Source organism: Streptosporangium sp. NBC_01810, from assembly GCF_035917355.1.
In the GTDB taxonomy this organism is placed as follows: domain Bacteria; phylum Actinomycetota; class Actinomycetes; order Streptosporangiales; family Streptosporangiaceae; genus Streptosporangium.
The window spans coordinates 3,510,832-3,528,329 of record NZ_CP109070.1 but is presented as its reverse complement, the minus strand read 5'-3'; the positions used below and the strand labels follow the sequence as shown (position 1 = coordinate 3,528,329).

The 17,498-nt window shown below is 70.5% G+C and carries 17 protein-coding genes; 8 read left to right on the top strand and 9 right to left on the bottom strand.

The window, feature by feature from the left end; translation table 11 throughout:
- The first annotated feature begins 124 nt into the window (after nt 1-124).
- Entirely contained in the window at nt 125-367 is a 243-nt protein-coding gene (locus OIE13_RS15875; protein ID WP_326638950.1) for a DUF6343 family protein, read from the top strand.
- A 286-nt stretch (nt 368-653) separates the two neighbouring features.
- Nucleotides 654-1,115, top strand: a complete 462-nt coding sequence (locus OIE13_RS15870; RefSeq protein WP_326638952.1) for a helix-turn-helix domain-containing protein — start codon at nt 654-656, stop codon at nt 1,113-1,115.
- 256 nt (nt 1,116-1,371) lie between these two features.
- Here the strand turns inward: OIE13_RS15870 and OIE13_RS15865 are convergent, their stop codons facing one another.
- Both OIE13_RS15865 and OIE13_RS15860 read right to left on the bottom strand, forming a co-directional pair.
- Nucleotides 1,372-1,896: an SPW repeat protein gene (locus OIE13_RS15865; RefSeq protein WP_326638953.1), complete on the bottom strand. Its 525-nt coding sequence runs from the start codon at nt 1,894-1,896 to the stop codon at nt 1,372-1,374.
- Nucleotides 1,897-2,334: 438 nt separating this feature from the next.
- The gene (locus OIE13_RS15860; RefSeq protein ID WP_326638955.1) at nt 2,335-2,844 is read right to left on the bottom strand and encodes a CRISPR-associated endoribonuclease Cas6; all 510 of its coding nucleotides are present in this window, start codon (nt 2,842-2,844) and stop codon (nt 2,335-2,337) included.
- A gap of 163 nt (nt 2,845-3,007) precedes the next feature.
- On the opposite strand from OIE13_RS15860, the gene OIE13_RS15855 reads away from it, so the two are divergent.
- Nucleotides 3,008-3,196 carry a hypothetical protein gene (locus OIE13_RS15855; protein WP_326638956.1) on the top strand — a complete coding sequence of 63 codons (189 nt, stop codon included), beginning with the start codon at nt 3,008-3,010 and terminating at the stop codon, nt 3,194-3,196.
- Between the two features lie 19 nt (nt 3,197-3,215).
- On the opposite strand, the gene OIE13_RS15850 is transcribed toward OIE13_RS15855, so the two are convergent.
- Nucleotides 3,216-4,112 carry an SAM-dependent methyltransferase gene (locus OIE13_RS15850; RefSeq protein WP_326638958.1) on the bottom strand — a complete coding sequence of 299 codons (897 nt, stop codon included), beginning with the start codon at nt 4,110-4,112 and terminating at the stop codon, nt 3,216-3,218.
- Nucleotides 4,113-5,157: 1,045 nt separating this feature from the next.
- Here OIE13_RS15850 and OIE13_RS15845 point away from each other — a divergent pair.
- The 3 genes from OIE13_RS15845 to OIE13_RS15835 are packed head-to-tail and all read left to right on the top strand — an operon-like array spanning nt 5,158 to nt 8,334.
- The gene (locus OIE13_RS15845) at nt 5,158-5,343 is read left to right on the top strand and encodes a hypothetical protein (protein WP_326830178.1); all 186 of its coding nucleotides are present in this window, start codon (nt 5,158-5,160) and stop codon (nt 5,341-5,343) included.
- Nucleotides 5,344-5,401: 58 nt separating this feature from the next.
- A complete protein-coding gene (locus OIE13_RS15840) occupies nt 5,402-7,102 on the top strand; it encodes a class I adenylate-forming enzyme family protein (protein ID WP_326830177.1) in 1,701 nt (566 codons plus the stop codon).
- Nucleotides 7,099-8,334, top strand: coding sequence for an acetyl-CoA acetyltransferase (locus OIE13_RS15835; protein WP_326638964.1), 1,236 nt, complete (start codon nt 7,099-7,101; stop codon nt 8,332-8,334). Before OIE13_RS15840 ends, OIE13_RS15835 begins: the two co-directional genes overlap by 4 nt.
- Nucleotides 8,335-8,384: 50 nt before the next feature.
- Here OIE13_RS15835 and OIE13_RS15830 read toward each other — a convergent pair whose 3' ends face one another.
- Genes OIE13_RS15830 through OIE13_RS15820 form a run of 3 tightly spaced genes read right to left on the bottom strand, consistent with a single transcriptional unit; the run spans nt 8,385 to nt 12,108 of the window.
- Nucleotides 8,385-9,428 (bottom strand): LLM class F420-dependent oxidoreductase, encoded by a 1,044-nt coding sequence (locus OIE13_RS15830; RefSeq protein ID WP_326830176.1) that lies wholly within the window; start codon nt 9,426-9,428, stop codon nt 8,385-8,387.
- Entirely contained in the window at nt 9,425-10,630 is a 1,206-nt protein-coding gene (locus tag OIE13_RS15825; protein WP_326638968.1) for an acetyl-CoA C-acyltransferase, read from the bottom strand. Before OIE13_RS15825 ends, OIE13_RS15830 begins: the two co-directional genes overlap by 4 nt.
- The gene (locus OIE13_RS15820; protein WP_326830175.1) at nt 10,627-12,108 is read right to left on the bottom strand and encodes a carotenoid oxygenase family protein; all 1,482 of its coding nucleotides are present in this window, start codon (nt 12,106-12,108) and stop codon (nt 10,627-10,629) included. The genes OIE13_RS15825 and OIE13_RS15820 overlap by 4 nt, the downstream gene beginning before the upstream one ends.
- 103 nt (nt 12,109-12,211) lie before the next feature.
- Between OIE13_RS15820 and OIE13_RS15815 the strand changes: the two genes are divergently transcribed.
- Entirely contained in the window at nt 12,212-13,234 is a 1,023-nt protein-coding gene (locus OIE13_RS15815; RefSeq protein WP_326638971.1) for a winged helix-turn-helix transcriptional regulator, read from the top strand.
- Nucleotides 13,235-13,299: 65 nt separating this feature from the next.
- Here OIE13_RS15815 and paaN read toward each other — a convergent pair whose 3' ends face one another.
- The 3 genes from paaN to OIE13_RS15800 form a co-directional block, all read right to left on the bottom strand.
- Complete coding sequence (gene paaN / locus OIE13_RS15810; RefSeq protein ID WP_326638973.1) at nt 13,300-14,988, bottom strand: phenylacetic acid degradation protein PaaN; 1,689 nt, start codon at nt 14,986-14,988, stop codon at nt 13,300-13,302.
- 149 nt (nt 14,989-15,137) lie between these two features.
- Complete coding sequence (locus OIE13_RS15805; protein ID WP_326830174.1) at nt 15,138-15,656, bottom strand: PaaI family thioesterase; 519 nt, start codon at nt 15,654-15,656, stop codon at nt 15,138-15,140.
- Nucleotides 15,657-15,797: a hypothetical protein gene (locus tag OIE13_RS15800; protein WP_326830173.1), complete on the bottom strand. Its 141-nt coding sequence runs from the start codon at nt 15,795-15,797 to the stop codon at nt 15,657-15,659.
- A 67-nt stretch (nt 15,798-15,864) separates the two neighbouring features.
- On the opposite strand from OIE13_RS15800, the gene OIE13_RS15795 reads away from it, so the two are divergent.
- Complete coding sequence (locus OIE13_RS15795) at nt 15,865-17,406, top strand: class I adenylate-forming enzyme family protein (RefSeq protein WP_326638979.1); 1,542 nt, start codon at nt 15,865-15,867, stop codon at nt 17,404-17,406.
- The last annotated feature ends 92 nt before the right edge of the window (nt 17,407-17,498 follow it).

Below are 17,498 nucleotides of genomic sequence, written 5' to 3'. Positions count from 1 at the left end.
CGAAGGCTTATCGTCGGCATGACCCCATGGATGATCCGGGATGTCCTGGGTAAGGGCTGGGAGATGCCCCCCTTGCATAGGTATGGGCAGGTGGGGAGATCGGTATTGCCCCGGAGGTGGTCTCATGAAGGAGCAGTCGGGAACACATGACCATCCGAAGAGCGCGCTGAATCTGCGGCTCGCTCTGGCGATCTTCGGCCTGGTGGTCTGTACGGTTCTGGCGGTCTTCGCGGCACAGGCCGGCATCACCGCGCTCGCCGTGGCCCTGGCCGTGCTGGCGGCCATCGCCGTCGTGGACATCGTGGTGGTCGGGATCCGGATCGTACGGAGACGTCGGCGCGGTGAGCGGCACACCCTCTTCGAGTAGGTCATCCGTCCTGGCCGCGCTCGGCCGCGTCAATGGGGTCCGTCAGCCGGAGACGGACTGAACGGCGGCCCAGGCGCAACAGGGGCGGGCAGGTCAGTCGGATGCCCGAACGGGTCGGCAGGGCGAAGGCGATGGCCTTGGCCGGTGCTTCGATGGCAAAGGTCGTCGTGGCGTAGGCGCGGCAGTGCCCCTGGGAGAGTTCGCGGACCAGGAGTAGCCCACGGCCGTTCTCGGCGAACAGGTCCAGGGCGGTCTGCGGCCGGGACTGGTCGAGGGGCGTCCGGAGTTGGCGCGGGCGCGTCGGCGGATGGGGATGAGTCAGCGCGAGATCTCGGCGGCACTGTGGGTGTCGTCGACGACGTGGAGCCGGTGGGAACGGGGATGTCAGGAGATCCGTCCGGTGTATCGGGCGCGGATGGCCGAGGTGTTCGGGGTGGACCCGGCCGAGGTCGAGCGGTGGATCGAGGGCACCGTCCCGGTCGATACGGAAGCCTGGCTGATTCCGGACTTCAGCGACTTCTCACTCGGAACTACGGTCAAGACGGCAGACCGACTGTGGAGGTGCGACGTGGATCCGGAGCGGCGTCATGTGCTGGCCGCGCTGCCGTTCGTACCTGCGGCCTTCGGCAGCTGGCTGTCGGCGTGGAGCTATGGCACTCCGGAGGTATCAGCGGCCTACCAGGGGTCGGGGCCGATTGTCGGACTCTCCGACGTTCGGCGAATCGTCGAGGCCCGAATGACTCGCTGACGGCTGCCCGGGTGATGACGAGCATGACGGATCAGGCGATTCACCTAGGACAACCGGCCCAGGCGGTATGGCTTGCTCGCGCTGCCGTGGACACGGCGCGCCGGGTGGAGGCGCCACCACGCGCCATGCCGCTGCTTTGACTGTGCACCCCCGCCGCCCCTCGTGGAGGCGGTTAGAACGGGGGCGGCTTGAAGGCGGGTGTCCCGTACAGCACCGGCGGGGCGGTCCTTCGCCGCCGCACCGATGCCACGTCGACCTATGGCCTGTTGGGGAAGTCCGGCCGGTTGGGCATGTCCGGCCTGTTGGGTATGTCTGTCCTGTGTGGCATGTCTCCGCGGTGGGACATGTCTCCCTTGTGTCCCATACCGGGCATTCTCTTGGAGCCCACCGCCACCGCTCCCACCCCGAGCAGGAAGATGACGACGCCGGTGACGACGTTGTTCCAGATGTTGGCCGTCGTCGCCGAGCCGGTGACCCAGGGAGCGATGATGGTCCAGATTCCGATGATCGGCACGATCCAGCTGATCCCGTACGTCCGGCCGTAGGCGGACGCGAATCCCAGGGCCAGTGCGGCGACCGCGATGCCGGTGACGAGGTTGCTCACGGTGAGCCTGGACAGGCCGTTGAAGCCGACCACCCATGGGGAGATCGCCAGATACAGCCCCGCCAGGAGGCCCAGTCCGTCGATGACCTGCGCCACCGAACTGGAGCCCGCCCGTTCGTACCGCGCCCGCATCTCCATGAGATCGGGGTGTTGCTCCAGGCTTGCGGGTCTCATCATGACCCATGCCCCCTTCCGATTCCACGCGAAATTCGATTTCATGCGAAAGCGAATTTCTACCGGTATACCCGACATAAGCTCCGAACAGCCCAAAGGATGACAAATCTAACTAACGAAATCCTTTGGACAGGGGCAATCCAGTGACCGCCCCGTCCAGCACGCTCCGCCGACACCGAGACACGGCGTCCCGGAATGTCCGCCAAGCAGGCCGGGGCCGCCGTTCACCATGCTCTACAGCCCGGTCATCGCCAGGCTGAGCAACTCCCGCAGCCCGCCCAGGCGCGCTCAGCCGCATGCTGTGACCCCTCTCAAGGGCGATGAGGACGTTCACCCTGGCGCGAGTCGGAGCCCAAGCGGAAGGTTTTGCGACCCCTCTCAGGGGCGATGAGGACCTCCCCACGGTAAAGTCCCAGGTCAGCGGCGTTGCGTTGTCTTTGTTCACGCGGTCACCCAGCCGAAGCCCGCTGAGTTGGCCTGTCCCAGGCCCCAGCTCCAGATTGCCTGGAGTGTCTCCGGCGGCCCGGTCAGCTCGACCTCGATCGGCGCTCCCACTTTCAGCCCCTGACCAACCGCGAAGGAACGCTTCGACCCCACCCAGGAGATCTCCGTCAGCGACACCTCGGGATCCAGCTCCAGGATCTCGGCCTTGCGCCGAAGGTTGCGCTGGAAGAACACCGGGAACTCCGGGTCCGCCGGCAACAGCCACGCCTGCCGGGTGGTCCGCTGCCCCGACTCCTCGCGGCCGGTGCCCTTCATCACCACCGGGGTACTCGTCCTGAACCGGCCCCGCCCCGATTCGCACCCCGGAGGCTCCACGACCGCGACGCTCAGAACCCGGAACGCCGCGCCGCCCCAGTCCAGCAGCTCACGCTGCTTGACCCCCTGGGCCAGCACGGTCACCACGTCGAAGAGCGGGCTGCCCAGCTCTACCCATCCTCGGCCACCCACGGCGTACGCCCCCGGCGCCGCTTCGCCTGCGGGAAAACCGGCACCCCATGCCCCAACGGCACCATCCCGTACGGCCCGGCCCCCTCACTGTGAAGGGAACGCATCCGCAGGCGCGGATGGTGACGGTGACCCGCTGCGCCGCCCCGGCGACACCGATCAAGCCGTGAACGACCTGCTCGGCGACCTCGCCGCCCACCCGCGTAACCGGATCGACCGAGGACGGATCGGCCCGCGTACCGTCAAACAACACCAGACCCAACGCGGCATTGTCGGCCGGCTTTCCAGCACCACAGTGGCGTGCGAGCCCGCCGGTCATCGATGGACGATCATCCAACAGCCGGCGGCCAGCTGATCAAATCTCATACACCCTCTCACATCGGCTTCTCGGCGACGGCGATGACGTAGTCCAAGTCGGCAAACTTTTGTCGCATGCGCGTGTCGTCGGCCAGCTCACGATGCAACCAGCGGCGGTAGCCCCAGGTGGTGCTCTGCTTAAACGCCGGGTCATCCAGCTTCCGTGCCGCCCATCTGCACCACGGTTCGTACACGTGGGTGCGGATGGAGGTCAACTGGGCGTTGACGAACCCGGCGGCCTGGAGGCGGGCAACGTACTCGTTGCTGTCATACGAGTTTTCGCTGGGGACTGAAGTGGAGAAAAGCTCTCGGCGGTCGGCCTTGTCGGTGTTCAACGGCACGATATCGGCCGTCGCGAGCACCCCGCCGGGTCGAAGGACGTGGTGAGCCTGGCGGAAGAATTCGTCCCTGGTCCGGAAATGCAAGGCCGACTCCAGAGCGACCACCCGGTCGAAGCTGCCGGGTTCGAACGTCATCGCGGTTGCCGACCCCTCCTGGAAGATCAGCCGATCGTCCAGACCACGTTCGTGGGCCTTGGCCTGAGCAATCCGCACATGCGTTGGCGTTACGTTCAATCCAACGATCTTTGCCGGATTGTGCCGTTTCAACCACATAAAGTCCTGGTCGCCATATCCGAACCCGGCATCAAGAATGCGGTCGCCCTCCTGAAATCCTGCGGCGTCCGCCAACTTCTCCGCCAGCGCCTGGCAAGCGTCGTCGAGCGTGTCGGCCTCATCGTGCCAGTAGCCGAAATTGAGGTACGAACTGTGCTCGTTCAGCGCGGTCCAGGTGCTCGGTGGAAAGATCTCATAGGCGTGTTTGGCGCGGTTCTCGGGTGACGACATGGTGAGCCTAATGCTCCGGCCAACGGCGAGCACGTCATGCCAGACTGAGGGGCGCTGCGGGGTGGTCACGGAGACCTCCTGGGTATGTTCGTACTTCAGGTACGACGGGGCGACAGACTTGATATTGGCTAATATCGTTGATTGATGCCTTGACGGGATGAGTGATCGCGAACGCCGGCAATCAGTTGGACGCGGTGTACATTACCCCTCGCCGCTCCGCCTGGTAGATCTTCTTGCATGCGTTTCAGTCAGAAGCGTGATCGTAACTCGAGATTTTCATTTCCATTAAAGAATCTGACTCTGAAAATTCACGGGCGTGGCAATCGATGATTTACGCCAGATAATCCATCGTCGGGAATGCTGAACATGAAAGCTCAAAATTACATGCGATCATGCCGCTGACCTGCGGTGATAGATGGCCTTCGTGTAACGTCCACCTTTGATCGTCGGTAGGTACAGGTGGTAGGGTAAGGCGGGAGTCCCGACCGGTGGGTCGAGTGGTTGCTGGTCGGCCTGGTTGGGGCACAAACTGTGACGTTTTTATCTATGCCGCCTATGCTGCGTCAAGTGGTCTGTGCACAAGACTGGCGTGGTGAACTTCGGTGCACACTGATGCTAAGGATTTCCATAGACATTTGAGCTGCCCCGCACACAGGCGAGCTGATTACTGATCGTTATCAGGTGTTGCCCTGCATTTCCCCGCGTGAGGCGAACCGATGAAGCCCACGCCGCCGGCACCGCTCTCGGATGGCCGAGAACTCTCGGAATGCACGGGGCTTTCCGCCGGCAGCCGCGCCTGTGGCTGCCGGCAATGTCATCCGGGTAGGTCGGTGGGCCTGTACCGGTTCCCCGCGCTCATGTTCGCTCTGAGCGGGAGCGGGAGCGGGAGGGGCGAGATCGGTGGGTTCGCCGAGCTGAGCCAGGCCCGGTGGGAGGCCGCCGTCGCGCTGCTGGACGCGGGGTCGACGCCCTCACCCGGCTGCGAAACGGCGCTTGTGACCCCTATGAGATTCCCGCCGGCCGCCACGGACTCGACCCGCTCACCGCAGTGCGCTCGCTTCGTGCCGCACTGGACCGCCTTCGCATACTGAGGCCCGGTTTCTACACGGCCAACGTGACCGTCCACCTGGAGCGGGGAGAGTTCTTCCCCGCGCTGATCGCCCACACCGCCCGTGATCTCGGGCTCGACTCCACGACGACGGAAAGGTTCATCCGGCGGATCATCCGGCTCGTTTCGTCGGCGGGCCTGGAGTGGGCAGTTCGGGCGCTCGTGAAAGAAGCCGATGCTATTGACCCCTGACTTCTGTTTTCATAGTGTCTGTCGTCACATCATCAGTTTCATGCCAAGGGGAGACCCGATGACCCCTCGAAGGCTCCATCCGCTGAGCCGTGTCGACCACTACACGCAGTCCGGGCTCTGGACCGACGACACCGTCGACGCGCTGCTGCGTGGTCAGGTGACGGCGCGTCCGGACGCGCTCGCCGTCGTCGACGCGCCCAACAAAGCCGAGCTGACCGGTGGGAGACCACGCAGGCTCACCTGGCGCGAGCTCGACGCCGAGGTCGACCGGGTGGCGGCGGTGCTGCTGGAGCGGGGCCTTCGCCACGGCGATGTGCTGGCCGTCCAGATGCCCAACACGGTCGAGCTGTGCGTCACCTTCTTCGCGGCCTTCCGAATCGGCGTCGTCGTCACGCCCTTCCCCGTCCAGTACCGCGAGTACGAGCTGTCCCAGCTGCTGCGGCTGGCCGGCGCCCGCGCCTTCGTCACCGCCACCCGCATCGGCGACAGACCCAACGCCGAGATCGCCCGCGACATGGCGGCCGACATCGACGGGCTGCACACGGTGGCGGCCTGGGGCGACGGCGTCGCCGACGGCCTGGTCTCGCTGGAGGAGGCGCGGGGCGACATGGACGCGCTGGCGGCGTACCTCGCGGAGCTGACCGTCGACCCGGGCGAATGCCTGACGATCTGCTGGACCTCCGGTACCGAGGCCACCCCGAAGGGCGTGCCCCGCTGCCACCACGACTGGCTGGCCACCGCCCGGGTCTGCACCGCCGCGCCGACGCTCACCGGCGACGACATCGTGCTCAACCCGTTCCCGATGGTGAACATGGCGGGCATCGCCGGCGTCTTCCTGCCCTGGCTGATCTCCGGTTGCACCCTGGTGCAGCACCAGCCGTTCGACCTGCCGGTCTTCCTCGGCCAGATCGCCACGGAGAAGGTCACCTACACCCTGGTGCCGCCGGCGCTGCTGACCATGCTGCTGCAGCGCAAGGAGGTGCTGGCGGCCACCGACATCTCGTCGCTGACCCGCGTCGGCTCCGGCTCCGCGCCGCTCCCGCCGTCGATGGTGCAGGGCTGGCAGGAACAGTACGGCATCTCCGTCATCAACTTCTTCGGCTCCAACGAGGGCGTCGCGCTGCTGTCGGACCCGGTGTCGATCCCCGACCCGGTCGAGCGCGCCCGCTTCTTCCCGCGCCCCGGGCTGCCCGGTGTGGACTACCCCAGCCCGGTGCTCGCCGGGACCCGGACCCGGCTGGTCGACGTCGCCACCGGGGAGGAGATCACCGAGCCCGGCCGCCCCGGGGAGCTGCTGATGCGCGGTCCTACGGTGTTCTCCGCCTACCTGCCCGGCACGGCCACCCGCGAGTCGGTCGACGAGGACGGCTGGCTGCACACCGGTGACGTGTTCGAACTGGCCGGGGACGCCGGGCAGTACCTGCGCTACGTGGACCGCGCCAAGGACGTGATCATCCGGGGCGGCATGAACATCGCGCCGGCCGAGATCGAGTCGCTGCTGGCCGGGCACCTCAAGGTGGCCGACGTCGCCTGTGTGGGCTACCCCGACGCGGTGCTCGGCGAGAAGGCCTGCGTGTTCGTCGTCCCCCGCGCGGGCGAGCAGGTCACCCTGGAGGAGCTGGTGGACCACCTCAAGGAGCGCCGCATCGCCTCCTACAAGCTGCCCGAGCGGCTGGAGGTGGTCGAATCGCTGCCCCGCAACCCGGTCGGCAAGTTGCTCAAGCGCGAACTGCGCTCGACGTGGGAGGTGGCCCGATGACCGTCCACGTGCTCGGCGGACACCAGACCGACTTCGCCCGTAACTGGACGAAGGAGGGGCTCGGCATCTACGACCTGCTGCGGGAGAGCGCGCTCGGCGCACTGGCGGACACCGGGATCGACCCGGCGGAGGTCGAGGTGGCGCACGTCGGCAACCTCGCGGCCGAGCTGTTCTGCGGTCAGGCGCAGCTCGGCGGCATGGTCGCCGCCATCGACCCGGCCTGGGCGATGCTGCCCACCTCCCGGCACGAGGCCGCGTGCGCCTCGGGCAGCGTGGCGGCCCTGGCCGCGATGGCCGACATCGAGGCGGGGCGCTACGACCTGGCCCTGGTGACCGGCGTGGAGCTGATGCGCGGTGTCGGCCCCCAGGAGGCGGCCCAGAACCTGGGCTCGGCCGCCTGGGTCGGGCGTGAGGCGGTCGGCGCGGCCTTCCCCTGGCCCAGCCTGTTCGCCGAGCTCGCCGACGTGGTCGCCGAGCGGGACGGCCTCGACGACGAGCGCCTCGGCGCGAACCTCGCCCGCATCGCTGAGATCAACCACGGCAACGGCCTGCGCAACCCGCTGGCCCAGACCCGCGGCTGGTCCTTCCCCGACGGGTGCTTCGGCCCGGACGACGTGCTCAACCCCCCGGTGGAGGGCCGGCTGCGCAAGTACGACTGCGGCCGCATCACCGACGGTGCGGCGAGCGTGCTGCTCGCCTCGCCCCGGTACGCCAAGGAGTACGCGCGCCGCCACGGCCGGTCCGCGGACGACCTGCCGAAGATCACCGGTTGGGGGCACCGCAGCGCGCCCATGCTGCTGGCCGACAAGCTCGCACTCGCCGAAGGGCGGCCCTACCTCTTCTCGCACCTGCGGCAGGCGGCCCTCGACGCCTACCGGCGCGCGGGCGTCGCCGGCCCGGAGGACCTCGACGTGATCGAGACGCACGACTGCTTCACGATCACCGAGTACGCGGCGCTGGACCACCTCGGGCTGACCCCGCCGGGCCAGGCTCACCGGGCGATCGAGGAGGGCATGATCGAGCGCGACGGGCCGCTGCCGGTCAACCCCTCCGGTGGGCTCATCGGCCTCGGCCACCCCGTCGGCGCGACGGGCGCCCGCATGCTCCTGGACGCCGCCCACCAGGTCACCGGGGAGGCGGGGGAGTGCCAGGTGGAGGGGGCGCGCACCGCTCTCACCCTCAACATCGGCGGAAGCTGCACCACCGTCGCGATCTTCGTCGTCTCCCGCTGACCCGTCGGCCGAGCTGACCCGTCGGCCGAGCGGATCCGCCGGTCCTCATGTCAGCCTTCGGCCACCGGCGGCCGAAGGGCCGCGAGGGCCGCGAGGGTCTTCTCCCCGCCTGGGTCGGCCTCGACGCCGGTCGGCACCAGGGCCACCTCGTCCACGCCGGCGCGGCCGTAATCGGCGAGCCGGTCACGGACCGTCGCCTCGTCGCCCACCAGGCCGACCGACTGGATCAGCTCGACGGGGACGGCGGCCAGCAGCTCCCTCGGGTGCGGCCTGGTGCGGGCGAACTCGACGACGTCGCCGAACCCGGCCTCGGTGAACATCTCGCCGTAGCCGGGGGCGGCCAGGTAACCGACCACGGCGCGGCGCAGCTGCTCGACGGCGGCCTCGGTGGGGTTCACCGCGGCGCAGACCCAGGCGGCCACCCGGGGGACCTCGCGCCCGGCCACGGCGGCGGCGTCACGCAGCCGCCGGACCAGGGCCGCCGCCGAGGCCGGGGTGATCAGGTTCAGCACCATCCGGTCGGCGAGGGTGGCGGCGACGCCGACGGCCGCAGGGCCGAACGCCGCCACGGTCAGCTCCGAGTGGGGAGCGTCCAGCCGCAGGTGGTAGCCGCGGGTGCGGACGGTCTCCCCGTCGAAGGAGGGCTTGCGCCCGTTGAGCAGCTCCCGCAGCACCGTGGCCGACTCCCGCAGCCTGGTCGCCGGGCGGCTCCGGTCGCGGCCGTGCCATTCGGCCACGACCAGGGGGCTGGAGGTGCCGACCGCGACGCCGACCCGGCGCCCGGTCAGGTCGGCGACCGACGCCACGCCGCGGGCGATCGTCATCGGGTCGCGTACGGCCACCGCCAGCGGGCCCACGGTCAGCCCGATCCGCTCGGTCCGCAGGCCGATCGCCGTGGCGAGTGCGAAGGCGTCGTAGGTGGCCATCTCGCCCACCCACAGCTCGTCGTAGCCGAGCCGGTCGGCGGCGCGGGCGGTCAGCAGGGCCTCGCCGGGCGGCCGGTCCTGCCAGAACCCCAGCGACACCGCCAGCCGGGGGACCTGCGGGAGGCCGGCGGCTCCGGCCGGACCGGTCACGTCGGTCGATCGGGTCATGGCATGCGCTCCAGCACGGTGGCGCTTCCGGTTCCGGCGGCGCCGCTGACCGCGATCACGCCGTAGCGCCCACCGGTCCGCTCCAGCTCGTCCACGCAGGACGCCAGCAGGATCGGGCCGGTGGCGCCGAAGGCGTGCCCCATCGCGATCGTCCCCCCGTTGAGGTTGAGCTGCTCGTCGGTGACGCCGAGGTCCCGCTGGAACTTCAGGCAGGTCGCGGCGAACGCCTCGGCGATCTCGAACACGTCGACGTCGCCGGGCGCCAGCCCCGCACGCTTCAGGGCCTTCTCCGCAGCGGCCTGCCCGGCGGTGAGCATGATGACCGGGTCCACCGCGGCCGTGGCGGCGGCGACCACCCTGGCTCGCGGGCGGAGCCCGGCCGCCGCCGACGCGGCGGCGTCACCGAGCACGGCGATCCCGGCGCCGTCCGCGATCGCGGGCGAGGACCCGGCGGTGTGCAGGTGCCGGATCTCGCCGACCTCGGGGCGCCTGCGCCGGACGAGGTCGTCCTGTCCCTTGGCGCCGAGCGCGGCGAAGGCAGGCTCCAGCGCGGCGAGGCTCTCGGCGGTGGTGCCCGGCCGGACGGTCTCGTCATGGTCGAGCACGACCTGGTCGCCGTGCCGTACGGGCAGCAGCGAGCCGGCGAACCTGCCCTGCTCCCAGGCGGCGGCGGCGCGGCGCTGGCTGCGCAGCGCGTAGCCGTCGAGTTGCTCGCGCTCCAGTCCTTCGAGGGTGGCGATGAGGTCGGCGGCGATGCCCATCTGCACCGAGCCGACCCGCTCCACGACCTCCCGGTCACACCAGATCGGCGCCTGGTCGGCGAACATCGGCACCCGGGACACCGACTCCACGCCGCCGGCGGCGATCAGGCCCGCCGAGCCGAAGGCGATGTGCGCGGCAGCGGTGTTGATCGCGTCGACGCCGGAGGCGCAGAACCGGTTGAGGGTCATCCCGGAGGCGGACTCGCCCCAGCCGGCCAGCACGGCCGCGGTGCGGGCCAGGTCGCCGCCCTGCTCCCCGGTCTGGGTGGCCGATCCGACGATCAGGTCCTCGACCAGGCCGGGCAGCGCCGCGGCCCGGTCGCCGACGCCCGCCAGCAGCCGGGTCAGCAGCTCCAGCGGGGTTGTCCCGGAAAGGCCGCCGCCCGGACGTCCCTTCCCTCGCGGGGTGCGCAGGGTGGCGAGCACGTAGACGTCGGTCATCGGGCGCCTCCCGCGGTGCGCAGCTGGTCGGCGCGGACCCAGGTGGCGTGGAACCCGGTGGGAACGCGCCGGGGCAGCAGTACTCTGCCGACCGGCCCGGCCGTGACGTCGGCGGCGTCGAAGATCGCGACCTCGGCGCGCTCCGCCCGCTCGTCGTTGACGAAGCTGACCAGGTAGCCGTCGGTCTCGCCGGTGGAGCCGTCGCGGGGGGCGAACGGCGCCTCCGAGCCCCACCGCCCGGGGCCGAACCTGTGCTCCTGCTTCTCCCCGGTCGCCGAGTCGAACCGGACGAGCCCGTCGAACAGCAGGGTCTCCTTGGTGGCGAGGTGCATGTTGTAGGAGTAGCGGTGCGGCCGGCCCATGACGCGCGAGTCGACGCTGGGGAATTCGATGTTGTCGTCGTCCAGCGGGCCCTCGGACGTCCGGCCGGTGCGCAGGTTGAACCGGTAGCGGTAGATGTGCGCGTTGAGCCGCAGGTAGGCCAGCATCTGGGCGATCTTCGAGGTGTAGGTCGCCTGGTGTTGCGGGTTCTTCACCCGGCAGACGTCGAGGACGATCTCGTCGCCGTCCTCCCAGGAGTTGATGACGTGGTAGATGTAGCAGGGCTGGGCGTCGAACCACCGGATCGTGTCGCCGGCGCCGTACCGGGGGAGCACGCCGAACCTGGCGGGCAGCGAGCGCTCGAAGGAGATGCGGTACTTCCCGGCGGCGCGGGCCTGCTGGTCCTGGATCAGTGGCAGGTCCATCAGGATCGTGTGGTTCGGGGTGATGGCCATGTCGTGCGGCAGGCGGGGCCCCGGCAGGTCGATGTCGGTCACGTGGGTGACCGTGCCCTCCGGGCCGACGACGCCGTAGCGCATGTACGGCGGGCCGTCCGGGCCGTAGTCGAACCACAGCAGCTCACCGGTGGCCTCGTCGACCTTGGGGTGGGCCATCATGTCGCCGTTCAGGGTGCCGAGGAAGTTCTCCGCGCCCAGGGTCTCCAGCGACAGCGGGTCGATCGCGTAGGGGGTTCCGCACAGGTACCAGGTGGCCAGCACCTTTCCCCGGTGGTAGATCACGTCGGTGTTGGCGGAGTCCTTGATGCCCAGGCCGTGCCCGTTGCCGAACGGGTTGCCCTTCGGATTCTCCATCACGCCGGTCCACAGCGCCTCGCCGGCCGCGGACTCCTCGTGGTAGGCGGTGGTGCGCACGTAGCGGTTGCGGTAGCGCGCCCGGCCGTTCTCGAAGTGCATCGCGTGGATCATGCCGTCGCCGTCGAACATGTGGTAGCGGCCGGGCGCCTCGAAGCGGCGGTTGGGCCCGTTGCGCAGGAAGACCCCGTTGAGGTCCGCGGGGATCTCGCCGACCACCTCCAGGTCCTCGACGGTCAGTTCGTCCTGGACGGCGGCGAACACTCCCATCAGGTACGGGTTCGGCTCGTCGCCGTTCTCGGCGACCGCCCGGGCCACGGCGATCGGCTGCGGTTGCTGTGTCATCTCGACGCCCCTTTCGTGCGACGACCACACACTTCTATAAGAGAAGTCAGAGGCCAAAGTAGCATGACCGTCTGACGACGGAAAGCAGGGAAAGGCGGAACGGGTGGCGGAAGACCGACGACCCAGTGCGATCGGGCAGGCGTTGCTGGCGATCAGCGACCAGTGGACGCTGCTGATCCTGCAGCGGGCCTTCCTGATGCGCACCCGCCGGTTCGCGGACTGGCGTGACGAGCTGGGCATGTCGGAGTCGGTGCTGGCCAACCGGCTCAAGGAGCTCGTCGCCGGAGAGCTGCTGCGCCCGGCCCCCTACCGCGAGCAGGGCCGCACCCGCACCGAGTACCTGCTGACCGAGCGCGCGCTGGAGTTGTGGCCACTGCTGGTGGAGATCTGGTCCTGGGAGCGCAGCTGGGTGCCTCGGCGCCGCGGGCTGCCGGAGCTGATCCACGAGGGCTGCGGCAGGCGCACCGACGTCGAGCTCGGTTGCGCGGCCTGTGGCCGGGCCCCGGTCACCGCCCGCGACACCGAGACCCTGCGGGGCTCGGCCACCTTCGCTCAGGTGGCGGTGCCGCGCCACCATCGCAGGACGGTCCGCGACGACGTCGAGCGCGACCCGCTGTCGTACTTCCCGGAGACGTTCGAGCTGCTCGGCGACCGATGGAGCACCGTGATGCTCGCGGCCACCTTCCTCGGGGTGCGCCGGTTCGCCGACTTCCAGTCCGAGCTCGGCATGGCTCCGTCCGTGCTGTCCGACCGGCTGCGGCGGTTCACCGAGCTCGGGGTGCTCAGCGCAGGGGAGAGCGACGGCGGGCGTCCCCGTTACCTGCTGACCGACAAGGGCCTGGCCTTCTTCGGGGTGTTCGCCTTCATCGTCGACTGGGCCCAGCGGTGGTACGCCGGCCCGCCGGGCACCGACCTGCTGATCACCCACCGCGCCTGCGGCCGGCCCTTCCGGCCGTACCTGCGCTGCCTGTCGTGCGGTACGCCGCTGGACCGTACCGAGGTGCGCTTCGCGCTCGGCGACGGGCAGGCCACGACGACCGCCGCCTCCCACGCCCCGGCGAGTGGCGACGATCACCGACTCCCGCCTCCTGGCGAGTGGCGACGGCCGCCCCTGACCCGTCGATGACCGGCGGCGCCGGGGTTCCCGTCCCCGCCCGCCGGTGACCGGTGCCTGCCGGTGACCGGTGCCCGTCAGTGACCGGTGACGGCCGGCCGTCGCGACTGGGTGACGCGGAACCGTCCGGTGACGAAGGAGTCATCGGTGAGCGAGGCGTTGCCCGCCGGATTGAGCCCGGTGACGTGGTAGTCGCTGTAGGCGGCGGAGAAGTTCAGCGGCATCGGTCCGGTGAGGTTGCAGGTCACCGCGGCGCCGGCGGTCGCGTAGCCGGCCTCCACCCGGTCCAGGTACGCCTCGTCCGTGGCGTAGGCGAACGCGGTGATCGCCCCCCGTTCCCGCGCGTCCCGGGTGGCCCGCTCCAGCGCCTGGTCGGCGTCGTCACAGCTGATCACGAACGCGACCGGCCCGAACCGCTCCTCCCCGTACAGCTCGTGGTCGGCGATGTCCACCTGCGCCAGCAGCGGCCCGCTGGTACGCGCCTTCGGGTGGTCGGGATGCTGGTAGGGGCGCGGTTCGAGGACGATCCGGCCACGCGCGGACGCCCGGTCGTGCACCTTCTCCAGCAGCCGCAGGGTGTTCGGCGACTGGACGGTGGCGAGCACAGCGGCGGCCCGCCGGGGCACCGTGCTGATGGCCTGTACGGCCTCGGCGAGCCCGGCCGCGAAGTCCGCGGCGCTCACCGTGCCTCCGGTGGTGGGCACGCCGCCGCGCGGCAGGTAGATGTTCTGCGGGCTGGTGCACATCTGCGCGGAGAACAGGCACAGCGAGCCGGCCAGCGCGCGCAGCACCGGCTGCAGCTCCCCGACCGAGTGCACCAGCACCGAGTTCGCCCCCGAGGTCTCGGTGTAGGCGACGGCTGGAAAGGCGTTGGCCTCCACCCAGGAGCCGAAGGCGGCCGAGCCGGTGAAGTCCACGATCCGGGTCGCCGGATGCCGCACCAGGAGCTTGGTGACCGGCTCGGCCGCCGTGTCCACGGCCAGCCCCACCAACTCGGGGGAGAAACCCGCCTCGGCGAGGACCTCACGGCAGACGCGCACCGCCAACGCCATCTGCAGCACCGAGCTGGGATGCGGCTTGACGATCACCGGGTTGCCGGTGACCAGGCTCGCGAACAGCGCAGGGTAGACGTTCCAGGCGGGGAAGCTCGCACAGGCGATCACCACGGCGACCCCCTTGGGCATCAGCCGGTACCGCTTCACCATCTCCACGGTGGTGGTGCCGAACGCGCGCGACCACCGCGCCGTGCCGGGCACCCGGGACATCGCCGCGTACGCCTGCGCGATCGCCTCGACGCCGCGGTCGAGCGCGTTGGTTCCGCTGCCGGTGTAACTCATCCCGAAGCTCTGCCCGGCGGTGTGCATCGTCGCGTGCGAGAACTCGAAGGAACGGAGGTAGATCCGCTCGCAGATCTCCAGGCACACCCCGGCCCTGGTCCGCGGGTCGGCCTCCCGCCAGTTCGGCCACGCCCGGGTGGCGGCGGCGAACAACTCCTCGACGTCCGCCCGCGGGTAGCACACGCCCAGCGGCTCACCGGTGTAGGGGGAGACCTCGTCGGGCTGCGCCACAGGGGCGCCGGGCCCGCCGAGGTCGAAGGGACGGCCCAGCAGCGCCTCGAACGCGTCCCTCCCCTCCGCCCGGGCCCGCTCCCCGCCGGGGTGGTCGGCCGGCGACTCGCCGAACGCCGTCCAGCTCTCGCGGGAGCGGCACGCCTCGATCGCGCGGTCGAGGGTCGCGCGGTGCTTGTCGAACAGATCCGTTGCCATGTCGCCATTCCATCCGGCTCGTGCGGGGGTCACCCCGGCTCCATCTCTTGACCCGCGATTTCTTCGAGCGAGATGCGCGGTGGCATCTCGTGATCCGCGGTTTTCCTCCGGTGAGGTGCGCGGTGGCCGCGCGCACGGCCGGGCGGGGTCTACGGCCATATGATCATCTGGGTACACCGCACCAGCGCGATCGTCCGGCCCGAGTCGCCGCTCACCACGGCGTCCCACACCTGGGTACGGCGCCCGCCGTGCGCGAGGGCGGCGACGGTGCGCACGGTCCCCTCTCGGGCGGTGCCGGTGTAGGAGCTGGTCAGCTGCACCGTGGTGAACCCGCTCGCGCCGTCCGGCAGACTCAGCCGGCAGCCGATCCCGCAGGCGGTGTCGGCCAGTGCCACCACCGTCGCGGCGTGCAGGTAGCCGTTGGGAGCCAGCAGGTCCGGCCGCACGTCCAGCTCGGCCGTCACCGACCGCTCGTCCGCCGCCACCACCCGGAAGCCCAGCAGTCCCGGCAGGCGGCCCTCCGTCATCCGGGTGAGGTTCTCCGGGGTCGGCCGGTCCGGGGTCGCCCGCGGCGCCCGGTCCGGGGGAGCGGCGGGGGCGGTGGTGCCGCCGAGGTCGCCGGTGCCGCCGGGGTTGCCGGGGTCGCCGGGGTCGCCGGGGGAGTCCACTCAAACCTCCAGGACCACGGCGATGCCCAGCCCGACGCCGACGCAGGCCGCGGCCGGCTCGTTCACCCGCACGCCGGAGAGCCCGCCCCGGCTCCTCCCGAACGGGGTGCGCAGAGCGTCCAGCAACAGAACCTCGTTCACGCGGCTCCTCCCTATCTGACTTCGTTTATAGTACCAATATCTCGTCGGCGAAACCCCGGAGGTGATCGTGGCCATCGGCTTGCTCCCGCACCGGGCGGCCGCCCGATTCGGTGACCGGCCCGCGCTGCTGGGCCCGGATGGGACGCGCGGCTTCACCCAGCTCGCCGACCGGGCGAGCAGGCTCGCCCGCGGGCTGCTCCGGCTCGGACTCTCACCAGGTGACCGGGTCCTGGAACTCCAGCCCAACGGCTGCGCCCTGATCGAGTGCGACCTCGCCCTGGCGATGGCCGGCCTGGTGCGCGTCCCGCTCAACCCGCGGCTGGACGCCGCCGAGTGGGAACGCATCGCCGACGACTGCGGAGCGAGCGCGATGCTCTACGACGCCCGGTACGCCGAGGCGACCGAGGCGCTGCGCCACGGGCTCGGCGCGGCGCGCACCGTGGTCACCGGGGACGGCCCCGGCCGCCCGCTGGACGCCCTCATCGCCGATTCGCCCGGCGGGCCGCCGCACACCGGCGCCGCCCTCGACGACCTGGTGGGACTGGCCTACTCCTCCGGGACGACTGGACGCCCCAAGGGCGCCAGGCGCACCCACCGCAACCGGATCGCCTCCGCGCTGGCCATGACGCACGAGGTGCTCGGCGGGCCGCCGGACCCCGACTCGGTGTACCTGCACGCGGGCCCGGCGATCCACACCAGCGGGCTCTTCGTGCTGCCGTTCCTGATGGCGGGCGCCCGCCAGGTGCTACTCGACCACGCCGACGCACCCGCGATCCTGGCCGCCGTCGACGAGCACCGCGTCACCCACACCGCCCTCGTCCCCACGATGGTCGGCCGGTTGACGGAGGCGGCGAACGGGGTGCCACTTGACTCGCTGCGAATGCTCGCCTACGCCGGCGCGCCGATGCCCGCCGACCACATCCGCCGGGCGAGCGAGCGGCTGACCCCCCACCTGGTGCAGTACTACGGGCTGGTGGAGGCGATGCCGCCGCTCACCGTGCTCGACCAGGCCGACCACGCCCGCGGCCTCGCCGGAGAACCGGAGCTGCTGACCAGCGCGGGCCGGATCTGCCTGGCCGTCGACCTCCGCGTGGTGGACGAGCACGGCTCCCCGCTGCCCGACGGCGAGCCGGGCGAGGTGGTGGTGCGCGGCGACCCGGTGACCCCGGGATACCTCAACGCCGAGAACCGCGACGACCTGGGCAAGGCGTTCACCGGCGGCCGGCTGCGCACCGGGGACATCGGACACCTCGGCGACGGCGGCCGGCTGTGGCTGACCGACCGCGCCAACGACATGATCATCACCGGTGGCTACAACGTCTACCCGCGGGAGGTCGAGGACGCGGTCACCCGCGTCGACGGGGTCGCCGACACCGCGGTGGTCGGGCTCGCCGACCCGCAGTGGGGCCAGCGGATCACCGCGGTCTACACCTGCTCCGGCGACCGCCGGGTCGAGCCGGAGGAGGTGCTGTGGCACTGCCGGGCCGTACTGCCCCCGCACAAGCGGCCCAAGAGCGCGCACCGGGTCACGTCCCTGCCGCTGAACGCGACCGGGAAGATCAGCCGCCGGGAGGTGATCCGGCGCCTCGAAGCGGGCGAATCCTGGTGACCGCGGTGGCCTTCCCGGCCGGAGGACCGCCGCCGTCGTCGCCCGTGCCGGGCCCGGTGGAGCGGGCCGGTGCCGTTTCTAGGCGGACGTTC